We start from the raw sequence: 16,083 nt of genomic DNA on the forward strand, positions 1-16,083 counted from the left end.
CGCGGCAGCGTGCACATGCGCACGCAGGAGCGCTCCCGTATCCTGCACGGATGCGGAAAGACCCGATCGAATGGCTGTTGCGTGGGCTGTACTCGGCGCTGTTGTATCTGTTGCTGCCGATCACGGTGTACCACCTGGTGTGGCGCGGCTTCCGCGTGCGCGAATACTTCAACCGCTGGAACGAGCGCTATGCGTCGTACACGCATGCCTGCGGCCGCCCGCGGGTGTGGGTGCATGCGGTATCGGTGGGCGAGGTCAACGCGGCCGCGCCACTGGTCAATGCCTTGCGTGCGCAGCGCCCGGATATCCGTTGGGTCATCACCACCATCACGCCCACCGGTTCCGAACGCGTGCGTGCGGTGTGGGACGATGCGGTGGATCATGTCTATCTGCCGTACGACGTGCCTGGCAGCGTGGGCCGGTTTCTCGAGCACTTTCGCCCGCGGCTGGCGCTGATCCTGGAAACCGAGCTGTGGCCGAACATGCTGTTCGGCTGCCGCGACCGCCAGATTCCGCTGTATATCCTCAACGCGCGGCTATCGGCGCGCTCGTTGCGCGGCTATCGCGTGCTGGCGCCGTTGATCAGCCGCGCGCTGCGCACGGTGACCTGCGTGGCGGCGCAGTCCCAGGACGATGCCGAGCGCTTCCTCACCCTGGGTGCGCGACCGGAACAGGTGGTGGCGCTGGGCAATCTCAAATTCGATATCGCCGCGCCCGCGCAACTGCAGGCGTTGGTGACGCAGTTCCGTACGCACGTGCCAGCCACGCGCCCGGTGTGGATTGCGGCCAGCACGCATGAAGGCGAGGAAGCGGCGGTGGCCGACATCCATGCGCGACTGCTGGGTGCGTTTCCCGATCTGCTGCTGCTCTGGGCGCCGCGCCATCCCGAGCGCTTTCCCAAGGTGGAGGCGCTGGCGCGCGAGCGCGGTTGGCGCGTGGCCACGCGCAAGGCCCAGCACTGGCCGCAGGCGCGCGATGCGGTGTTCGTCCTCGATACCCTGGGCGAGCTGATGAGTTTCTATGCGTGCGCGCAGGTCGCCTTCGTCGGCGGCAGCCTGCAGCCGATCGGCGGACACAACCTGCTGGAACCTGCAGCAGTGGGCACGCCGGCAGTGACCGGCCCGCATCTGCATAACTTCTCGGAAATCTCGCGGCGCATGCGCGAGGCCGATGCGGTTGCCATCTGCGAGGATGCCGATTGCGTGTATCGCGATCTGGCGCGGTTGCTGGGCGATCCCGCACGGCGCGAAGCAATGGCGGCCGCGGGCCTGGCGCTGGTGGCCAATGGCAAGGGGGCGGTGGCGCGGACCTTGGTGCAGATCGCTCCCGATCTGCCTGCGGTCGCCAGCGATAGCGCGATGCCGTGAGTCGATGCGGCGGTGTGTCCTGCCCGTCCGCTCCGACGCTGCGTTCGCTGGCATCGTCGGCTTGCTGGCTGCGGCAGCAAGCGCAGCAGGCGTCGTCACGCGCCGCGCCCGATCCGGGATGCGGCACGCGCCGGATCGGCGTCGCTCACGCCGCGCGCCGCTGCAGCCGGAGTGCGCGTATGAAAAAGGCGGGCCTGCGCCCGCCTCTCGAGGTGCCTACGCTGCCTTACTGCAGCGAGCCACTGCCCTGCAGTCTGGATTCGGCATCCTGCGACAGCAGGCGGTTGACGTCCTGCAGGTCGGTGATGTCCAGCTTGCCGATGGCCTGGCCCAACAACAGCCGGTTCTGCAGGAAGGTGTAGCGCGACTGCGCGTAGTTCAACTGCGCCTGGAACAGCGTGCGCTGGTTCTGCACCACGTCCAGCACCGTGCGGGTACCGACTTCCAGGCCGACCTGCGATGCATCATAGGCTGCCTGCGCGGAGACGACGGCCAGGCGGCGCGCTTCCACTTCGCTGATGCCCGCGACCACGGTCTGGTAGGCATTGCGCGTATTGCGGTCCAGTGCGCGCTTCTGCTGTTCGTAGGTGTCCTGCTGGATATCGCGACGCGACAGCGCCTGGCGCACGGCCGATTGCGTGGCGCCGCCAGCGAAGATCGGGATCGACACGCTGATGCCGACGGAGTCGGTATCGATGTCTCGGCCCTGGGTGGTGAACACGCCGCTTTCGGCCGCACCGGTACCCCAGCTGTTGCTACGGCCGATGCTGCCGGTCAGGTTGACCGTGGGCAGGTGACCGGCACGCGCGGCATTGACCTGCGCCTCCGCTGCGCTGACCTGCAATTGCTGCGCCTTCAGTGCAGGATTGTCGGCGATGGCGGTTGAAACCAGCTGATCGACATTGCTGTAAGCGGCCGGTACTTCCGGGCGGAAATCTTCCGGCAGCGCACGCAGGCCCACCACCGGCTGACCGGTGAGTTCGGTCAGCGCCTGGTAGTAATCCTTCAGGGTGTTGCGCGCGTTGATGGTATCGGCGCGCGCCTGGTCGTACTGGGCGCGGGCTTCGTGCACATCGGTAATTGGCGCCAGCCCCACTTCCAGTCGCTTGTCGGCGTAGTCGAACTGCTTCTTCGCCGCTGCTTCGTTGGTTTCTGCCGCAGCCAGCGACTCGATACCGACCAACACCTGGAAGTACGCCGCAGAGGTGCGGGTAATCAGGTCGTTGTTGGCCGACGCCAGGGTGAAGTCTGCCGCCTTGGCCACTTCGCGTTGCGCACGCAAGGTGGCGAACTGCGACCAGTTGAAGATCGTCTGCGAGCCCTGGACCTGGGTGGACCGCGAGGAGGTGGTGATACGGCCATCCTGGCCTTCGATTTCGCGGTGCGACTTGCTGTAGTCGTAGGCACCGTTGATCTGCGGCAGCAACGCCGCACGCGCCTGTACCTCACCTTCCCGATTCACCAGCCGCGTGGACTCGGCCACGGCCAGTTGCGGATCGCCGTTGCGGGCCATTTCGTAGACCTGCAGCAGATCGGTGGCATGCGCAGCCATCGGTGACAGGACGGCGGCCAGGGCCAGGGCGAGGGATCGGCGGATCATCGGGGGAGCTTCCTTGGGAATCAGAATTGGAATCGGGGCGTCGGTGCGGCGCCCTGGAGATAGGCGAGGTCGGTTTCGAACAACGATTCGATGCGCGGGGCGTTGACCTCGCCACGCACCAGGACCGCTTCCATCACCGGATCGTGACCGCGGACGACGAACAGCCGGCCGTTCGGGCGCAGCCACTGCAGCCACTGGGCAGGCAGCGTATCGACCGCGCCGGTCACGCAGATGGCGTCGAAGCGGCGCTCGCTCTGCCAACCGAACACATCGGCAGTTTCGATGCGCACGTTGCTGCCGAGGCCGGCATTGTCGAGATTGGTGCGTGCCGCAGCGGCCAGCGCCGGATCGATCTCCAGGCTGACCACTTCACGGGCCAGCGCGGCCAGGCAGGCGGTGGAAAAGCCGCTGCCGGTACCGACTTCCAGCACGTCCTCGCCCGGCTGCAGGTCCAGCGCCTGCAACATGCGGCCTTCGATCACCGGCTTCATCATCTTGTGGCCGGCCGACAGCGGGATCTCCACATCGACGTAGGCCAGGGTCTTGTAGGCCTCGGGCACGAATGCTTCGCGCGGCAGGCGCGCTAGCACGTCGAGCACGCGCAGGTCCAGCACGTCCCACGGCCGGATCTGCTGTTCGACCATCTTTTCGCGGGCCTGGGTGAAATCGATCGTCATGGTGCGGTTATCCAACGCGGTGGGGCGAGCATTTTACCGGTGCACGGGGCAACTGGCGCATCTAGCATCGCCGCGCGCCGATCGCCGGCGCAGTGCCGGAAGTCACCGCCACCAAGGGCCGGGGGCAATCAGCGTGGCGCATACGCCCTCAGGAAGAAGTCCACGCTGGACTCGATGTGCTCGTTGACCTGCGCGCGCGTGGGCTGGCCGTGCAGGCCGCACATCATCAAGGCATACAACTCGCCCTTGAGCAGGCAGAAGAATTGCGAGGCCGCGCGCGGCAGATCGGCGATGTCCAGCTGGCCGTCGGCCACGCGCGCGGCCAGGAACGCTGCCAGTGCCTGCTGGGTCCGCTTGGGGCCGGCATCCCAGAACATTTCGCGCACATGCGCGTCGCCGGTGCCCGGCGCCATCATCATGCGGTGGGTGGAGATGGCCGATTCGGTGCTGACCATGGCGAAGAACGCATGGGCGATCTCGATCAACTGGTCGCGCAGCGCGCCCTTGGGCGCATGGTCGAACAGGTCGTCCGGCATCATCTCCTGGCACTGCGCACGGATCGCCTCGGAAAACAGGCTTTCCTTGTCGCCGAAGTGGCTGTAGACGGTGAGCTTGGAGACGCCAGCCAGCGCGGCGATCCCGTCCATGCTTACCCGGGCATAGCCCTGCTCCATGAACAGCGTACGGGCTGCCCCGAGAATGGCGGCGCGTTTCCCAAGATCCTTGGGACGACCCGGGCCGTTGCTCCTGGCCTTGGACTTGAGTGGGGGCGAGCTGGACATGCATTCAATACTAGACCATCGGGTTCTATATTTATACTCGGTGGGCTGAATGCATCAGCGGCGCCAACGAACTCCATGCGGCGGTCTGGGACGGTCGCGGCCCACGCGGTGCGCCGGCGCCCCGGCGCACTCGCGGCCAGCGTGCCTGTGCTTGCGCAGGTCTGGACGCCGGTAATAGTGATTGCCTATCACTGTTTCTTCTGAATGCGAGCGGTGTCATGGTGCGCCCGGCAGCTGTGGGGGATGTACCTAGGGCGGCACAAAAGTCCCGATGCTAGATTGGCCCGGCGCCTGCCCGTGCATACCGGCAGGCAACTCCGAGGGCACGGATGAGGGGAACCGGGAGCGTGGACAGGGTGGGAGAGCAGACGCAGGCATCCAGCCTCCGCGGCACAGGCGTGCTGCGGATGGCGTTTGCGTGGTTGTGGATCGTGGCGTGCTGCGGCCTGCTACCGGCCGCCGCGCAGCCGCTGCAGCACACCGCCTATCACACCGTCACGCGCTGGAACATGGACGACGGCCTGCCGCACAACCTGGTGCATGCGGTCGCCCAGGGCGAAGACGGCTCGATCTGGCTGGGCACCTGGGAAGGCGTGGCGCGGTTCAACGGCCGCGATTTCACCGTGTATGACCGCCAGAACACGCCGGGCGTGGAGCTGGGCGGCGTGTTCGTGGTGCTGCGCGACTGCGCGGGCGGCATGCTGTTCGGTACCGCCTTCGATGGGGTGTATCGCTACAAGGATGGCAACTGGCAGCAGTTGGGCGATGCCTCGGCGCGCCACCTGGCTGTCAGTGCCCTGTTGCGCCGGGCCGATGGCGCGCTGTGGGTGGGAACGCCGCAGACGCTGTACCGGATCGAGCCGGACGGGCGGCTGGTCGATGTCGGCCGCCAGTCCGGCCTGCCGCGCGCGCGCATCACTGCCTTGTCCGTCGACGACAGTGGCGATCTGTGGGTAGGCAGCGAAGCCGGGTTGTTCCTGCTGCCGCGTGCCGGTGGCCAGGCGGTCGTCTGGGGCGAGGCGCACGGCATGCGGAATGTGCCGGTGCGCCGGCTTGCCAGCGATCGCCGGGGCGGCTTGCTGGTCGCCGGCGACGACGGCGTGTGGTGGTGGAGCCGCGGCGGCGGGCTGCAACGGTTTCGTCAGGGGCAGCGGGTGGATGCCTTGTTGCTGGATCGGCGCGGGCATCTATGGATGAGCATGCCCAGCGGAACGCTGGTGGTGCACGGCGGCGCGGGCGTTCCCGACGAGCAGGTCTCGATCACCGGGGTGGCCAGCCCGGCATTGCTGGAAGATGCCGAAGGCCTGATCTGGGTCGGCAGCACGCATGGCCTGTTCCGCATCGCCGAAGGCGCCGCGCATGGCATCACCCAGGACGACGGGCTTGCCTCGGACTACGTGCGCACGGTGCTGCAGACCGGCGACGGCACCGTGTGGGTGGGGAGCGCGGTGGGCCTGGATCGCTGGCGCGACGGCCGGATCAGCCGCGTGTCGCTGTTGCCGGCCGAAGGCGGCCGGGTGCTGGAGCAGTCGGTGCTGTCGCTGGCCGATGCTGGCGATGGAGGGGTCTGGGCCGGCACCTACAGCCAGGGCGTGCTGCGGCTGGATGCGCAGGGCAAGGTGGTGGCGCGCATCGGTGCGGGCGATGGGCTGCCCTCGCTGTCGGTGCGCGCGGTGCTGCCCGATGGCGAGGATCTGTGGATCGGCACCACCGGCGGGCTGGTACGCTGGCGCGGCGGCAAGGCCCGCCGCTACACCGCGGCCGATGGCGTGCCCGACGGCTCGGTGCAGGCGCTGTATCGCGATGCGCAGGGCATCGTGTGGATCGGTACCGACCGTGGCATGACCGGGCTGTCGCCGGGCGGCAGCACCCGTGCGTGGCTGGGCGAGCAGGACTTTCCCGGTCAGAACGCTTTCGACTTCTTGCGCGACGCGAACGGCGATCTGTGGATTGCCAGCGATCGCGGCCTGCTGCGTCTGCGCGGCGATCGCTTCCAGGTCTACGACCATCGTGTCGGGCTGCCGCGCGACAAGGTGTTTCGCGTGATCGACGACGGCCGCGGCTATCTGTGGCTGTCGAGCAATCATGGCGTGTTCCGCATCGCGCGCAGCGACTTCGACCAGATCGATGCCGGTACCCGCGAGCAATTGAGCGTGGAGGTGGTGGATCGCAGCGACGGCATGCCCAGCAACCAGGGCAACGGCAGCAGCGCGCCGGCCGGCTGGCTGACGCTGTCCGGGCAGTTGCTGTTCCCCACCTCGGCCGGTCTTGGGGTGATCGATCCGGCGCGGGTCGGAACCTTGCAAGGCCATCGCGTGCCGATCGTGTTCGAACGCCTGCTGGTCGATGGCATGGTGCAGCCGCTGAGCGGCCCGCACCGGCTGGGCGCGGAAACCCGGCGTATCGCCATCGGCTATGCGGGCCTGAATTTCCGCGGGCCGGACAAGGTGCGTTACCGCTATCGGCTGGAGGGCTTCGACCCGGATTGGGTGGACGCCGACAACGCCACCGAAGCGGTGTACACCAACCTGCCGCCGGGCCGCTTCCGCTTCCGGGTGCAGGCGATGTCGTTGCCGGTGGACTGGCGGCAGACCGACTTGCTCGGCGAATCGAGCCTGGTCATCACGCTGGCACCGCCGTGGTGGCGCCGTCGCGAGGTGATCGCGGTGGGCGTGCTTGCGCTGGGCAGCCTGATCTACGGCTTCTATCTCTGGCGCACGGCCAGCTACCGGCGTCGTCAGCGCGAGCTCAATACCGTGATCGACCGGCGCACCCGCGAACTGAGCGACAAGAATGTCGCCCTGCAGCAGGCCAGCCAGGAACGCGAAGCGTTGATGCGCCAGCTCGAATACCGCGCCAGCCACGACGTGTTGACCGCGCTGCCGAACCGGCGCGAAGCCGAGCGCGTGCTGCAGCAGTGGTTCCAGCAGGCGCGCAGCGGCGGCGCCACGCTGGCGCTGGCATTGATGGATATCGATCACTTCAAGCGCATCAACGACGAGTACGGCCACGACGTGGGCGATGCGGTGCTCAGCGCGCTGGGCGAGGTGTTGAGCGAGCAGGATCAGGCGCAGTGCTTTGCTGCGCGCCATGGTGGCGAAGAGTTCCTGCTGGCCGCCACCGGGCTGGATGCGGCGCAGGCACGCGCGCTGTTCGAGCAGATGCGGCAGCGATTGGCGGCGATCGAGGTGCAGGCCCAGGGCAGTGTGGTGCGGTGTACCGCCAGCATGGGCATGGCGATGAGCGACGAAGCGCCCACCCGGCGCGAATTGCTCGCCTTGGCAGACCGCCGCCTCTACCAGGCCAAGCGGCAGGGGCGCGATCGGTTGGTGGGGCCGTGATGTGCGACGACGCGTTGGTGCGATCAAGGCGCGATAGGTAACGCAGTTGCGCGTTTCAAGCGCGTGGTGCGCATCCAATCGTGGAGCGCAGGTGCTTATGCTGCTGATCGGGGTTTCTGCTTGCCTACCTTGCAATGCCTGGGCTGCACGCAGCGATCAACCAGAGGGATTTTCGCCGTAGCCCGGAGAAAGGCGGGCGCTACAGGTTGTTGCCACTGCCTGACAGGCTCTGTTGCCGGTTCGGCGTGATTCCGCTCGGCGCCGGCACGCTTTTCCGGCACGGCGCGCCAAGCGTTCTGGCATGCATGGCCTTTGCCGTCTTGCAGGGGACTTGCGTGCGGTGGTGCCGAAAGACAGGGCTCCTGCCAGGCAACGGCGGAGTTGCAGAACGCGCGTGAGATTGTCTTGGATGTTCTAGGGCTGTGCTTGCTGCGCATGCAGCAACGCAACGAATGCCTGCGCGGCACGCGACAAGGTGCGCCCGCCATGCGTCACGCAGCCCAGCTCGCGCGATAGCGCCACATCGGCCAGCGGCAGCGCCACGATCTGATGGTCGATCATGCGCTCGGGCAGCACGCTCCAGGCCAGCCCCACCGACACCAGCATCTTGATCGTCTCCAGGTAGTTGGTGGTCATGCGCAGCTGCGGCACCAGGCCGCGCCCGGCGAACAGCCCGGCCACGATGCGGTGGGTGAAGGTGCCCGGGTCCGGCAGCACCGCCGGATGCGCCACCACATCCTCCAGCGCCACCTCGCGCAGCGCCGCCAACGGGTGATCGGGCGCCACCACCAACTGCAGGCGGTCGTGCCAGATCGGCTGCGCGCGCAGCGGCGCACGCGTCTGCGGTGCCAGCGTGGTCACCGCCAGTTCCACCTCGCCACGCAGCACCGCCGCGTAGGCCAGTTCCGAATCCAGGAATTGGATCTCCAGCGCCGCCTGCGGGTGCTGCGTGGCGAAGTTGCGTAGCAATGCAGGAAGCCGATGCAGGCCGACATGGTGGCTGGTGGCTAGGCTGAGCCGTCCGCCGACCGCCGCGCCCAGGTGTTCCAATACGCGGCGGGTGTCTTCCAGTTCGGCAAGGATGCGTTGGGCGCGGGGCAACAAGGCCTGCCCGGCCTCGGTCAGCACCACCTGGCGGCCCAGGCGATCGAACAGCCGCGCAGACAATTGCCCCTCCAGCAAGGCGATGCGTTTGCTCACCGCCGGCTGGGTCAGATGCAAGGCCTCGCCGGCCGCAGAAAAGCTGCCGCTCTCGGCAATGGCCACGAAAGCACTGAGACTGGCCAGATCCATTGCTATTCCTGAAATTCATTTGTTGAATAAACAATATGAATTTGCGTTATCCACGGCAAGTTCCTAGCATCGAATGCAGCCAGGTGGGCACGCCCACCATCCGCCACCCGCTTCCGGATCGCCGCAATGACCGCCAAGACGCTGTACGACAAATTGTGGGAAATGCACGAGGTCGCCCGCCGAGACGACGGCTCTTCGCTGATCTATATCGACCGCCACATCCTGCATGAAGTGACCTCGCCGCAAGCCTTTGAGGGCCTGCGCCTGGCCGGGCGCAAGCCGTGGCGTATCGACGCCAATATCGCCACCCCCGACCACAACGTGCCCACCACCCGTGCCGAACGGCAGGGCGGCCTGGAGTCGATCTCCGACGAAGTCTCGCGCCTGCAGGTGCAGACCCTGGACGAGAACTGCGACGATTTCGGCATCCTCGAGTTCAAGATGAACGACACCCGCCAGGGCATCGTGCACGTGGTCGGCCCCGAGCAGGGCGCCACGCTGCCCGGCATGACGGTGGTCTGCGGCGATTCGCACACCTCCACGCACGGCGCATTCGGCGCGCTGGCGCACGGCATCGGCACCTCCGAGGTCGAGCACGTGCTTGCCACGCAATGCCTGATCGCCAAGAAGATGAAGAACCTGCAGGTACGTGTCGAAGGCACGTTGCCGTTCGGCGTGACTGCCAAGGACATCGTGCTGGCGGTGATCGGCAAGATCGGTACCGCCGGCGGCAACGGCCACGCGCTGGAATTTGCCGGCAGCGCCATCGCCGACCTGTCGATGGAAGGGCGCATGACCATCTGCAATATGTCCATCGAGGCCGGTGCGCGCGTGGGCATGGTGGCGGTGGACGAAAAGACCATTGCCTATGTGCAGGGCCGCCCGTTCGCGCCCAGGGGTGCGGACTGGGAGGCGGCGGTCGCGTTGTGGCGCACGCTGGTCTCCGATCCGGGCGCGCACTTCGATACGGTGGTGGAACTACGTGCCGAAGACATCAAGCCCCAGGTCAGCTGGGGCACCTCGCCGGAGATGGTGCTGGCGGTGGACCAGCGCGTGCCGGACCCGGCCGTCGAGCAGGACCCGACCCGGCGCGACTCGATCGAACGCGCGCTGAAATACATGGGCCTGAAGGCCAACCAGCCGATCACCGACATCCGTCTGGACCGCGTGTTCATCGGCTCGTGCACCAACTCGCGCATCGAAGACCTGCGCGCGGCCGCGGCGGTGGCCAAGGGCCGCAAGGTGGCCGCCACCATCAAGCAGGCGCTGGTGGTCCCCGGCTCGGGTCTGGTCAAGGCGCAGGCCGAAGCCGAGGGCCTGGATCGGATCTTCCTGGATGCCGGTTTCGAATGGCGCGAGCCAGGCTGCTCGATGTGCCTGGCCATGAACCCGGACAAGCTGGGCAGCGGCGAACATTGCGCCTCCACCTCCAACCGCAATTTCGAAGGTCGCCAGGGCGCCGGTGGCCGCACCCACCTGGTCAGCCCGGCGATGGCGGCAGCAGCGGCGGTGAGCGGGCATTTTGTCGATGTGCGTGAACTCGGAGATTCGGGAGTCGGGATTCGGGATTCGTAGAGCGCTCCGCGATTCCCAGCCTTTTCGAATCCCCAATCCCAAATCCCGGCCTCTCTCAATGACTCCTTTCACCCAACACACCGGACTGGTGGCGCCGCTGGATCGCGCCAATGTCGATACCGACCAGATCATTCCCAAGCAGTTCCTGAAGTCGATCAAACGCACCGGCTTCGGGCCGAACCTGTTCGACGAATGGCGTTATCTGGATATCGGCGAGCCGGGACGCGACAACAGCACTCGCCCGCTGAATCCGGACTTCGTGCTCAACTACCCGCGCTACCAGGGCGCCAGCGTGCTGCTGGCCCGCGAGAATTTCGGTTGCGGTTCCTCGCGCGAACATGCGCCGTGGGCGCTGGACGAGTACGGCTTCCGTGCAGTGATCGCGCCGAGTTTCGCCGACATTTTCTACAACAACAGCTTCAAGAACGGCCTGCTGCCGATCGTGCTGGCCGAAGCGGAAGTGGATGCCTTGTTCGAACAATGCCTGGCCACCGAAGGCTACCGGCTCACCGTGGATCTGGACGCGCAGCGCGTGCGCCGGCCCGATGGTGTGGAGTACGCCTTCGAGGTCGATGCATTCCGCAAGCACTGCCTGCTCAACGGACTGGACGATATCGGCCTGACCTTGCAGGACGCCGATGCGATCGGCCGGTTCGAGCAGGCCCATCGCGCGCGCCAGCCATGGCTGTTCAACGCGATGCGGTGATCGCCCGCGCCGACCACGACCGCCCACTGATACCCCTGGCGCCGCGGCGCCAACCCACGAGGATGGCATGAGCAAGCAGATTCTGGTTCTTCCCGGTGATGGCATTGGCCCGGAGATCATGGCCGAAGCGGTCAAGGTGCTGACGCGGATCGACGCGCAGCATGGTCTTGGGTACACCCTGGTGTACGACGAACTCGGCGGCGCCGCCTACGACAAGTACGGCAGCCCGCTGGCCGACGAAACGCTGGCGCGCGCGCGCGCCGCCGATGCGGTGCTGCTGGGCGCGGTGGGTGGCCCGCAATGGGACACCATCGACCCGGCACTGCGCCCGGAGCGTGGCCTGCTCAAGATCCGCTCGCAGCTGGGCCTGTTCGCCAACCTGCGCCCGGCCTTGCTGTATCCGCAGCTGGCCGAGGCATCCACGCTCAAGCCGGAGGTGGTTTCGGGTCTGGATCTGCTGATCCTGCGCGAGCTGACCGGCGGCATCTATTTCGGCCAGCCGCGCGGCAACCGCACTCTGGACAACGGCGAGCGCCAGGCCTACGACACCTTGCCCTACAGCGAAAGCGAGATCCGCCGTATCGCCAAGGCCGGTTTCGAGATGGCGCGCCTGCGCGGCAAGAAGCTGTGCTCGGTCGACAAGGCGAACGTGCTGGCATCGAGCCAGCTGTGGCGCGCGGTGGTGGAAGAGGTGGCCAAGGACTATCCGGACATTGCGCTATCGCATATGTACGTCGACAACGCGGCGATGCAGCTGGTGCGCGCGCCCAAGCAGTTCGACGTGATCGTGACCGACAACATGTTCGGCGACATCCTGTCCGACCAGGCCTCGATGCTCACCGGTTCCATCGGCATGCTGCCGTCGGCGTCGCTGGATGCCAACAGCAAGGGCATGTACGAGCCATGCCATGGCTCGGCGCCGGATATCGCCGGCAAGGGCATCGCCAACCCGCTGGCCACCATCCTGTCGGTGGCGATGATGCTGCGCTATACGTTTGCGCAATCTGCTGCAGCTGATGCGATCGAACAAGCGGTCGGCAAGGTGCTCGATCAAGGCCTGCGTACCGCAGACATCTGGTCGGATGGCACGACCAAGGTCGGCACCGTGGCAATGGGCGATGCAGTGGTGGCCGCGCTGTAACAGCGCTCGCTTCCCCGACGCGTCGTGTCCGTACTGGTGGCTATCGTTCTTCCGACGATAGCCACTTCCGTTTGCTTGGCCGGTTCGTGATCACATCATTCGACCGAGGCGCTGGCATGAAATCGGCGGATGTCGTGCGCGAGGTGGGTCGACAGGCGCGGGTTGCGTCGATAGCGCGGCGCCGCATCCGGTGTCGGGACACGCCGTGAATCCATCCCTGGAGGCTCGGTGGCGGCATCCATGCCGCCACACGGTCCCGCCCCCGGACGCGACACCACGCTCCCAACATTGCCGCCGCTGATCGGCAAACGATGTTTCAAGCATATGTTGTTGTCTATGGACTTCGTGGCCGACGTCATCGACAGGCCATCTGTCTGCTCTCACGTCGCAAGGAATGGACGCTCGGAAGAACGGGTTAGCTCATCTGACTGTTCGCATTTCTTTCCGCAACCGACACCAATCGGTGGTGCTTGCGCGCGTACCGGCGTGGGACCTTGAGCGGCATGGATGCCGCGCCAGAGCCTACATGGACGTACTTGCGGCGTGTCCCACGCTGGTACGCGTGCAAGCGCCCGCAGCAAACCGAAGCATTCGCACAACGTTAGCAGGCCTCGTGTGCGAGCTTGTTCTGTGTCGGTACGAATGCGTGCGCCCTCGGCACACCGACGCATTCGTACAGAACCGGCAAACGCGGAAGACGTACAGGCCCGGCAGAGGTCGTCTCCAAAGCTGGTCCTGAGCGTAGCGCGGTTTCCAGTCTTGGTATACCCACAGGCGCCGGCAGCAAAGCGACGTGCCTGCAAAAAAGTTGCGGCACCAAACGTCAAAACGGCCAGCAGATCACTCTGCCGGCCGTCAGGTTTGCATCGTCCAGCGTAGGACCCGTGTTACGCCACCGCCGCCGTCTTGCCGGCCACCACTCCGCGCTCGCGCTGGCGCAGCAGGCGGTTTGCCACATCCAGCCACGCCAGCGCGCTGGCTTCGATGATGTCCTTGCTGGTGCCGGTGCCTTCGTATTCCACGCCATCGTGGCGCACGCTCAGGCTGGCTTCGCCGCGTGCATCCGCACCGATGCCCACGCTGTGCACCTGGTAGCTGTCCAGTTCCAGCTTCACGCCGGTGGCCGACGCCAACGCGCCGAACAGGGCATCGACCGGGCCGTTGCCTTGCGCGGTTTCGGCCACGCGGTTGCCTTCCGGGTCGGACAGCTCCACCAGCGCGTTGGCGCGGCTGCCGACATCGCTGATGGTCATCGATGCCAGGCGATAGCCTTCCTGCACGGTGGCGTCCTGCATCAGGGCCTGCAGGTCGGCGTCGGTGACCACGCGCTGCTTCTCGCACAGCGCCTTGAACTGCTCGAACACCAGCTTGACCTCTTCTTCCTCCAGCAGGTAGCCCAGCGCACGCAGTCGCTGCTCGACCGCGGCGCGGCCACTGTGGCGGCCCAGCACCATCTGCGAGGACTCCCAGCCCACGTCTTCCGGGCGCATGATTTCGTAGGTGCCGCGGTGGCGCAGCATGCCGTGCTGGTGAATGCCCGATTCGTGCGCGAACGCATTGCCGCCGACCACGGCCTTGTTGCGCTGCACCGGCATGCCGACCAGGCGCTGCAACAACTGCGAGGTGGACACGATGCGTGGCGTGTTGATCGCCGAATCGATGTTGTAGAACGCACCACGCACCTTCAGTGCCATGGTGATCTCTTCCAGCGCGCAATTGCCGGCGCGCTCGCCGATGCCGTTGATGGTGCATTCCACCTGACGCGCACCGCCTTCGATGGCCGCGAGTGAATTGGCCACCGCCAGGCCCAGATCGTTGTGGCAGTGCGCGCTGAAGATCACCCTGTCGGCGCCTTCGACGCTGGCGATCAGGCGCGAGAACATGCCGCGGATCTCTTCCGGCGTGGTGAAGCCCACCGTATCGGGCAGGTTGATCGTGGTGGCGCCAGCGGCGATCGCCACGCGCGTGACCTCGGCCAGGAAATCTTCCTCGGTCCGGGTCGCATCTTCGGCAGAGAATTCGATGTCGTCGATATAGCCGCGTGCCAGCGTTACGTGCTTGTGCACCGATTCCAGCACCTGCTCGCGGCTCATGCGCAGCTTGTGTTCGCGATGCAGCGGGCTGGTGGACAGGAACACGTGCAACCGCGGATTGGCCGCCGATTCCAGCGCCTTGGCCGAGGTCTCGATGTCGGTTTGCAGGCAGCGCGACAGCACTGCCAGCGTGGGACGGCGCAACTCGCGTCCCATCATGGCGACCGCCTCGCGGTCGGAGTGCGAACTGGCCGGGAAGCCGGTTTCGATGATGTCCACGCCGAGCTCATCCAGCGCGCGCGCCATCACCAGCTTCTGCTGGGGCGTCATGCTGCAGCCGGGGGATTGCTCGCCGTCGCGCAGGGTGGTGTCGAAAATTCGGATACGCGGGGTCTGGTTGGATACGGTCGTGTTCACCAGGAAGACTCCTCTACTGCGATGGCGGTGACAGGCGTTGTAGCGACTGCGGATGGACGGGAAACGGCGGTGGCGGGTGGCGGTGGTTTGACGCTACGTTCGTTGCGCAGCCGCTCGGTATTGCGACGGCGCGGTTTGCGTGGCGGACGCGGCCGCACTTCGGACAAGAGTGTGGCCAGAACGGTTGCGTCGATATTACCGCCAGAGACCACCGCACATTTGCGTTTGCCCGCAACGCGGCGACCAGCGGCCAGAGCCAGGGCACCGGCGCCCTCGGCGATGACGTGTTCTTCCAGCGCCAGCCGCACCAGGGTTTCGCGCAATTCGGCCTCGCGCACGATGACCACATCGTCCAGCAGGCTCGCGCACAGGCGGCGGGTGATGAAGCCGGGAATCTTGACCTTGACGCCGTCGGCGAGCGTGGCAACGGGCGTGATCTCGCGCACATCGCCGCGCACGGCCCGGGCCATGGAATCCACGCCTTCCACCTGCGCGCCGACCACACGCACGCCCTGCGACTTCAGCGCCAGCGCGATGCCGGAGGCCAGGCCACCGCCGCCGATCGGCACGATTACCACGTCCGGTGCATGCGCCGCCAGCTCGATGCCGACGGTGCCTTGCCCCGCGATCACGTCCGGGTCGTCGAACGCGGACAGGAAGCGATAGCCGTTCTGCTCGGCCAGATCCCGAGCGAAGGCGAATGCTTCGTCGTAGCTATTGCCATGCTGGCGCACGGTGGCGCCCCAGTGCGCCACGCCGGCGATCTTGGTTTGCGGCGCGCCATGCGGCATCACGGTGATGGCCTGTACGCCCAGCCGATAGGCCGACCACGCCACACCCTGCGCATGATTGCCGGCCGAGGCGCAGATCACCGGGCGTTCGTCGCCGCGCTCTAGGCCTGCCAGCAGCGCGTTCAACGCACCGCGCACCTTGTAGGAGCCGGTGCGTTGCAGGTTTTCCAGTTTCAGCCATACGCCGAAGCGCTCGGCGTAGTGCAGCGGGGTGGGCGACAGATACTTGCGCAGGCGTGCCTGTGCAGCCAGCACGTCGGCCACGCTGACGGCCACGTCGCCTACGTCCGGCTCCTGCTGGGCGGGGCGGTCGGAATCAGGCATTGCCGCACGCGCATGGCCGATCCGGAAGAAGACACC

11 protein-coding genes are annotated in these 16,083 nt (G+C 66.5%); 5 read left to right on the forward strand and 6 right to left on the reverse strand.

Features of this window, described 5'->3' with window-relative positions; genetic code table 11:
• The first annotated feature begins 50 nt into the window (after positions 1-50).
• Positions 51-1,367, forward strand: a complete 1,317-nt coding sequence (gene waaA, locus XcodCFBP4690_RS05035; protein WP_104539918.1) for a lipid IV(A) 3-deoxy-D-manno-octulosonic acid transferase — start codon at positions 51-53, stop codon at positions 1,365-1,367.
• Positions 1,368-1,593: 226 nt separating this feature from the next.
• On the opposite strand, the gene XcodCFBP4690_RS05040 is transcribed toward waaA, so the two are convergent.
• The 3 genes from XcodCFBP4690_RS05040 to XcodCFBP4690_RS05050 all read right to left on the reverse strand — a co-directional run bounded on the left by XcodCFBP4690_RS05040 (position 1,594) and on the right by XcodCFBP4690_RS05050 (position 4,426).
• Positions 1,594-2,967, reverse strand: a complete 1,374-nt coding sequence (locus XcodCFBP4690_RS05040; protein WP_104539919.1) for a TolC family outer membrane protein — start codon at positions 2,965-2,967, stop codon at positions 1,594-1,596.
• A gap of 20 nt (positions 2,968-2,987) precedes the next feature.
• Positions 2,988-3,644 (reverse strand): protein-L-isoaspartate O-methyltransferase family protein, encoded by a 657-nt coding sequence (locus XcodCFBP4690_RS05045; RefSeq protein ID WP_104539920.1) that lies wholly within the window; start codon positions 3,642-3,644, stop codon positions 2,988-2,990.
• A 128-nt stretch (positions 3,645-3,772) separates the two neighbouring features.
• Positions 3,773-4,426 (reverse strand): TetR/AcrR family transcriptional regulator, encoded by a 654-nt coding sequence (locus XcodCFBP4690_RS05050; protein ID WP_104539921.1) that lies wholly within the window; start codon positions 4,424-4,426, stop codon positions 3,773-3,775.
• A 407-nt stretch (positions 4,427-4,833) separates the two neighbouring features.
• Between XcodCFBP4690_RS05050 and XcodCFBP4690_RS05055 the strand changes: the two genes are divergently transcribed.
• A complete protein-coding gene (locus tag XcodCFBP4690_RS05055; protein WP_104539922.1) occupies positions 4,834-7,767 on the forward strand; it encodes a ligand-binding sensor domain-containing diguanylate cyclase in 2,934 nt (977 codons plus the stop codon).
• A gap of 414 nt (positions 7,768-8,181) precedes the next feature.
• Here XcodCFBP4690_RS05055 and XcodCFBP4690_RS05060 read toward each other — a convergent pair whose 3' ends face one another.
• Positions 8,182-9,060 carry a LysR family transcriptional regulator gene (locus XcodCFBP4690_RS05060; protein WP_104539923.1) on the reverse strand — a complete coding sequence of 293 codons (879 nt, stop codon included), beginning with the start codon at positions 9,058-9,060 and terminating at the stop codon, positions 8,182-8,184.
• A gap of 126 nt (positions 9,061-9,186) precedes the next feature.
• Here XcodCFBP4690_RS05060 and leuC point away from each other — a divergent pair, with 126 nt between their 5' ends.
• The 3 genes from leuC to leuB all read left to right on the forward strand — a co-directional run bounded on the left by leuC (position 9,187) and on the right by leuB (position 12,482).
• A complete protein-coding gene (gene leuC / locus XcodCFBP4690_RS05065) occupies positions 9,187-10,635 on the forward strand; it encodes a 3-isopropylmalate dehydratase large subunit (protein ID WP_104539924.1) in 1,449 nt (482 codons plus the stop codon).
• Between the two features lie 58 nt (positions 10,636-10,693).
• Positions 10,694-11,341, forward strand: coding sequence for a 3-isopropylmalate dehydratase small subunit (gene leuD, locus XcodCFBP4690_RS05070; protein ID WP_104539925.1), 648 nt, complete (start codon positions 10,694-10,696; stop codon positions 11,339-11,341).
• A gap of 67 nt (positions 11,342-11,408) precedes the next feature.
• Positions 11,409-12,482, forward strand: a complete 1,074-nt coding sequence (gene leuB, locus XcodCFBP4690_RS05075; protein WP_104539926.1) for a 3-isopropylmalate dehydrogenase — start codon at positions 11,409-11,411, stop codon at positions 12,480-12,482.
• Between the two features lie 887 nt (positions 12,483-13,369).
• Here leuB and XcodCFBP4690_RS05080 read toward each other — a convergent pair.
• Together XcodCFBP4690_RS05080 and XcodCFBP4690_RS05085 are read right to left on the reverse strand one after the other, a co-directional pair.
• Positions 13,370-14,932: a 2-isopropylmalate synthase gene (locus tag XcodCFBP4690_RS05080; protein WP_104539927.1), complete on the reverse strand. Its 1,563-nt coding sequence runs from the start codon at positions 14,930-14,932 to the stop codon at positions 13,370-13,372.
• The gene (locus tag XcodCFBP4690_RS05085; protein WP_228961900.1) at positions 14,929-15,999 is read right to left on the reverse strand and encodes a threonine dehydratase; all 1,071 of its coding nucleotides are present in this window, start codon (positions 15,997-15,999) and stop codon (positions 14,929-14,931) included. Before XcodCFBP4690_RS05085 ends, XcodCFBP4690_RS05080 begins: the two co-directional genes overlap by 4 nt.
• Between the last annotated feature and the right edge of the window lie 84 nt (positions 16,000-16,083).

Source organism: Xanthomonas codiaei, assembly GCF_002939785.1.
Lineage (GTDB): Bacteria > Pseudomonadota > Gammaproteobacteria > Xanthomonadales > Xanthomonadaceae > Xanthomonas > Xanthomonas codiaei.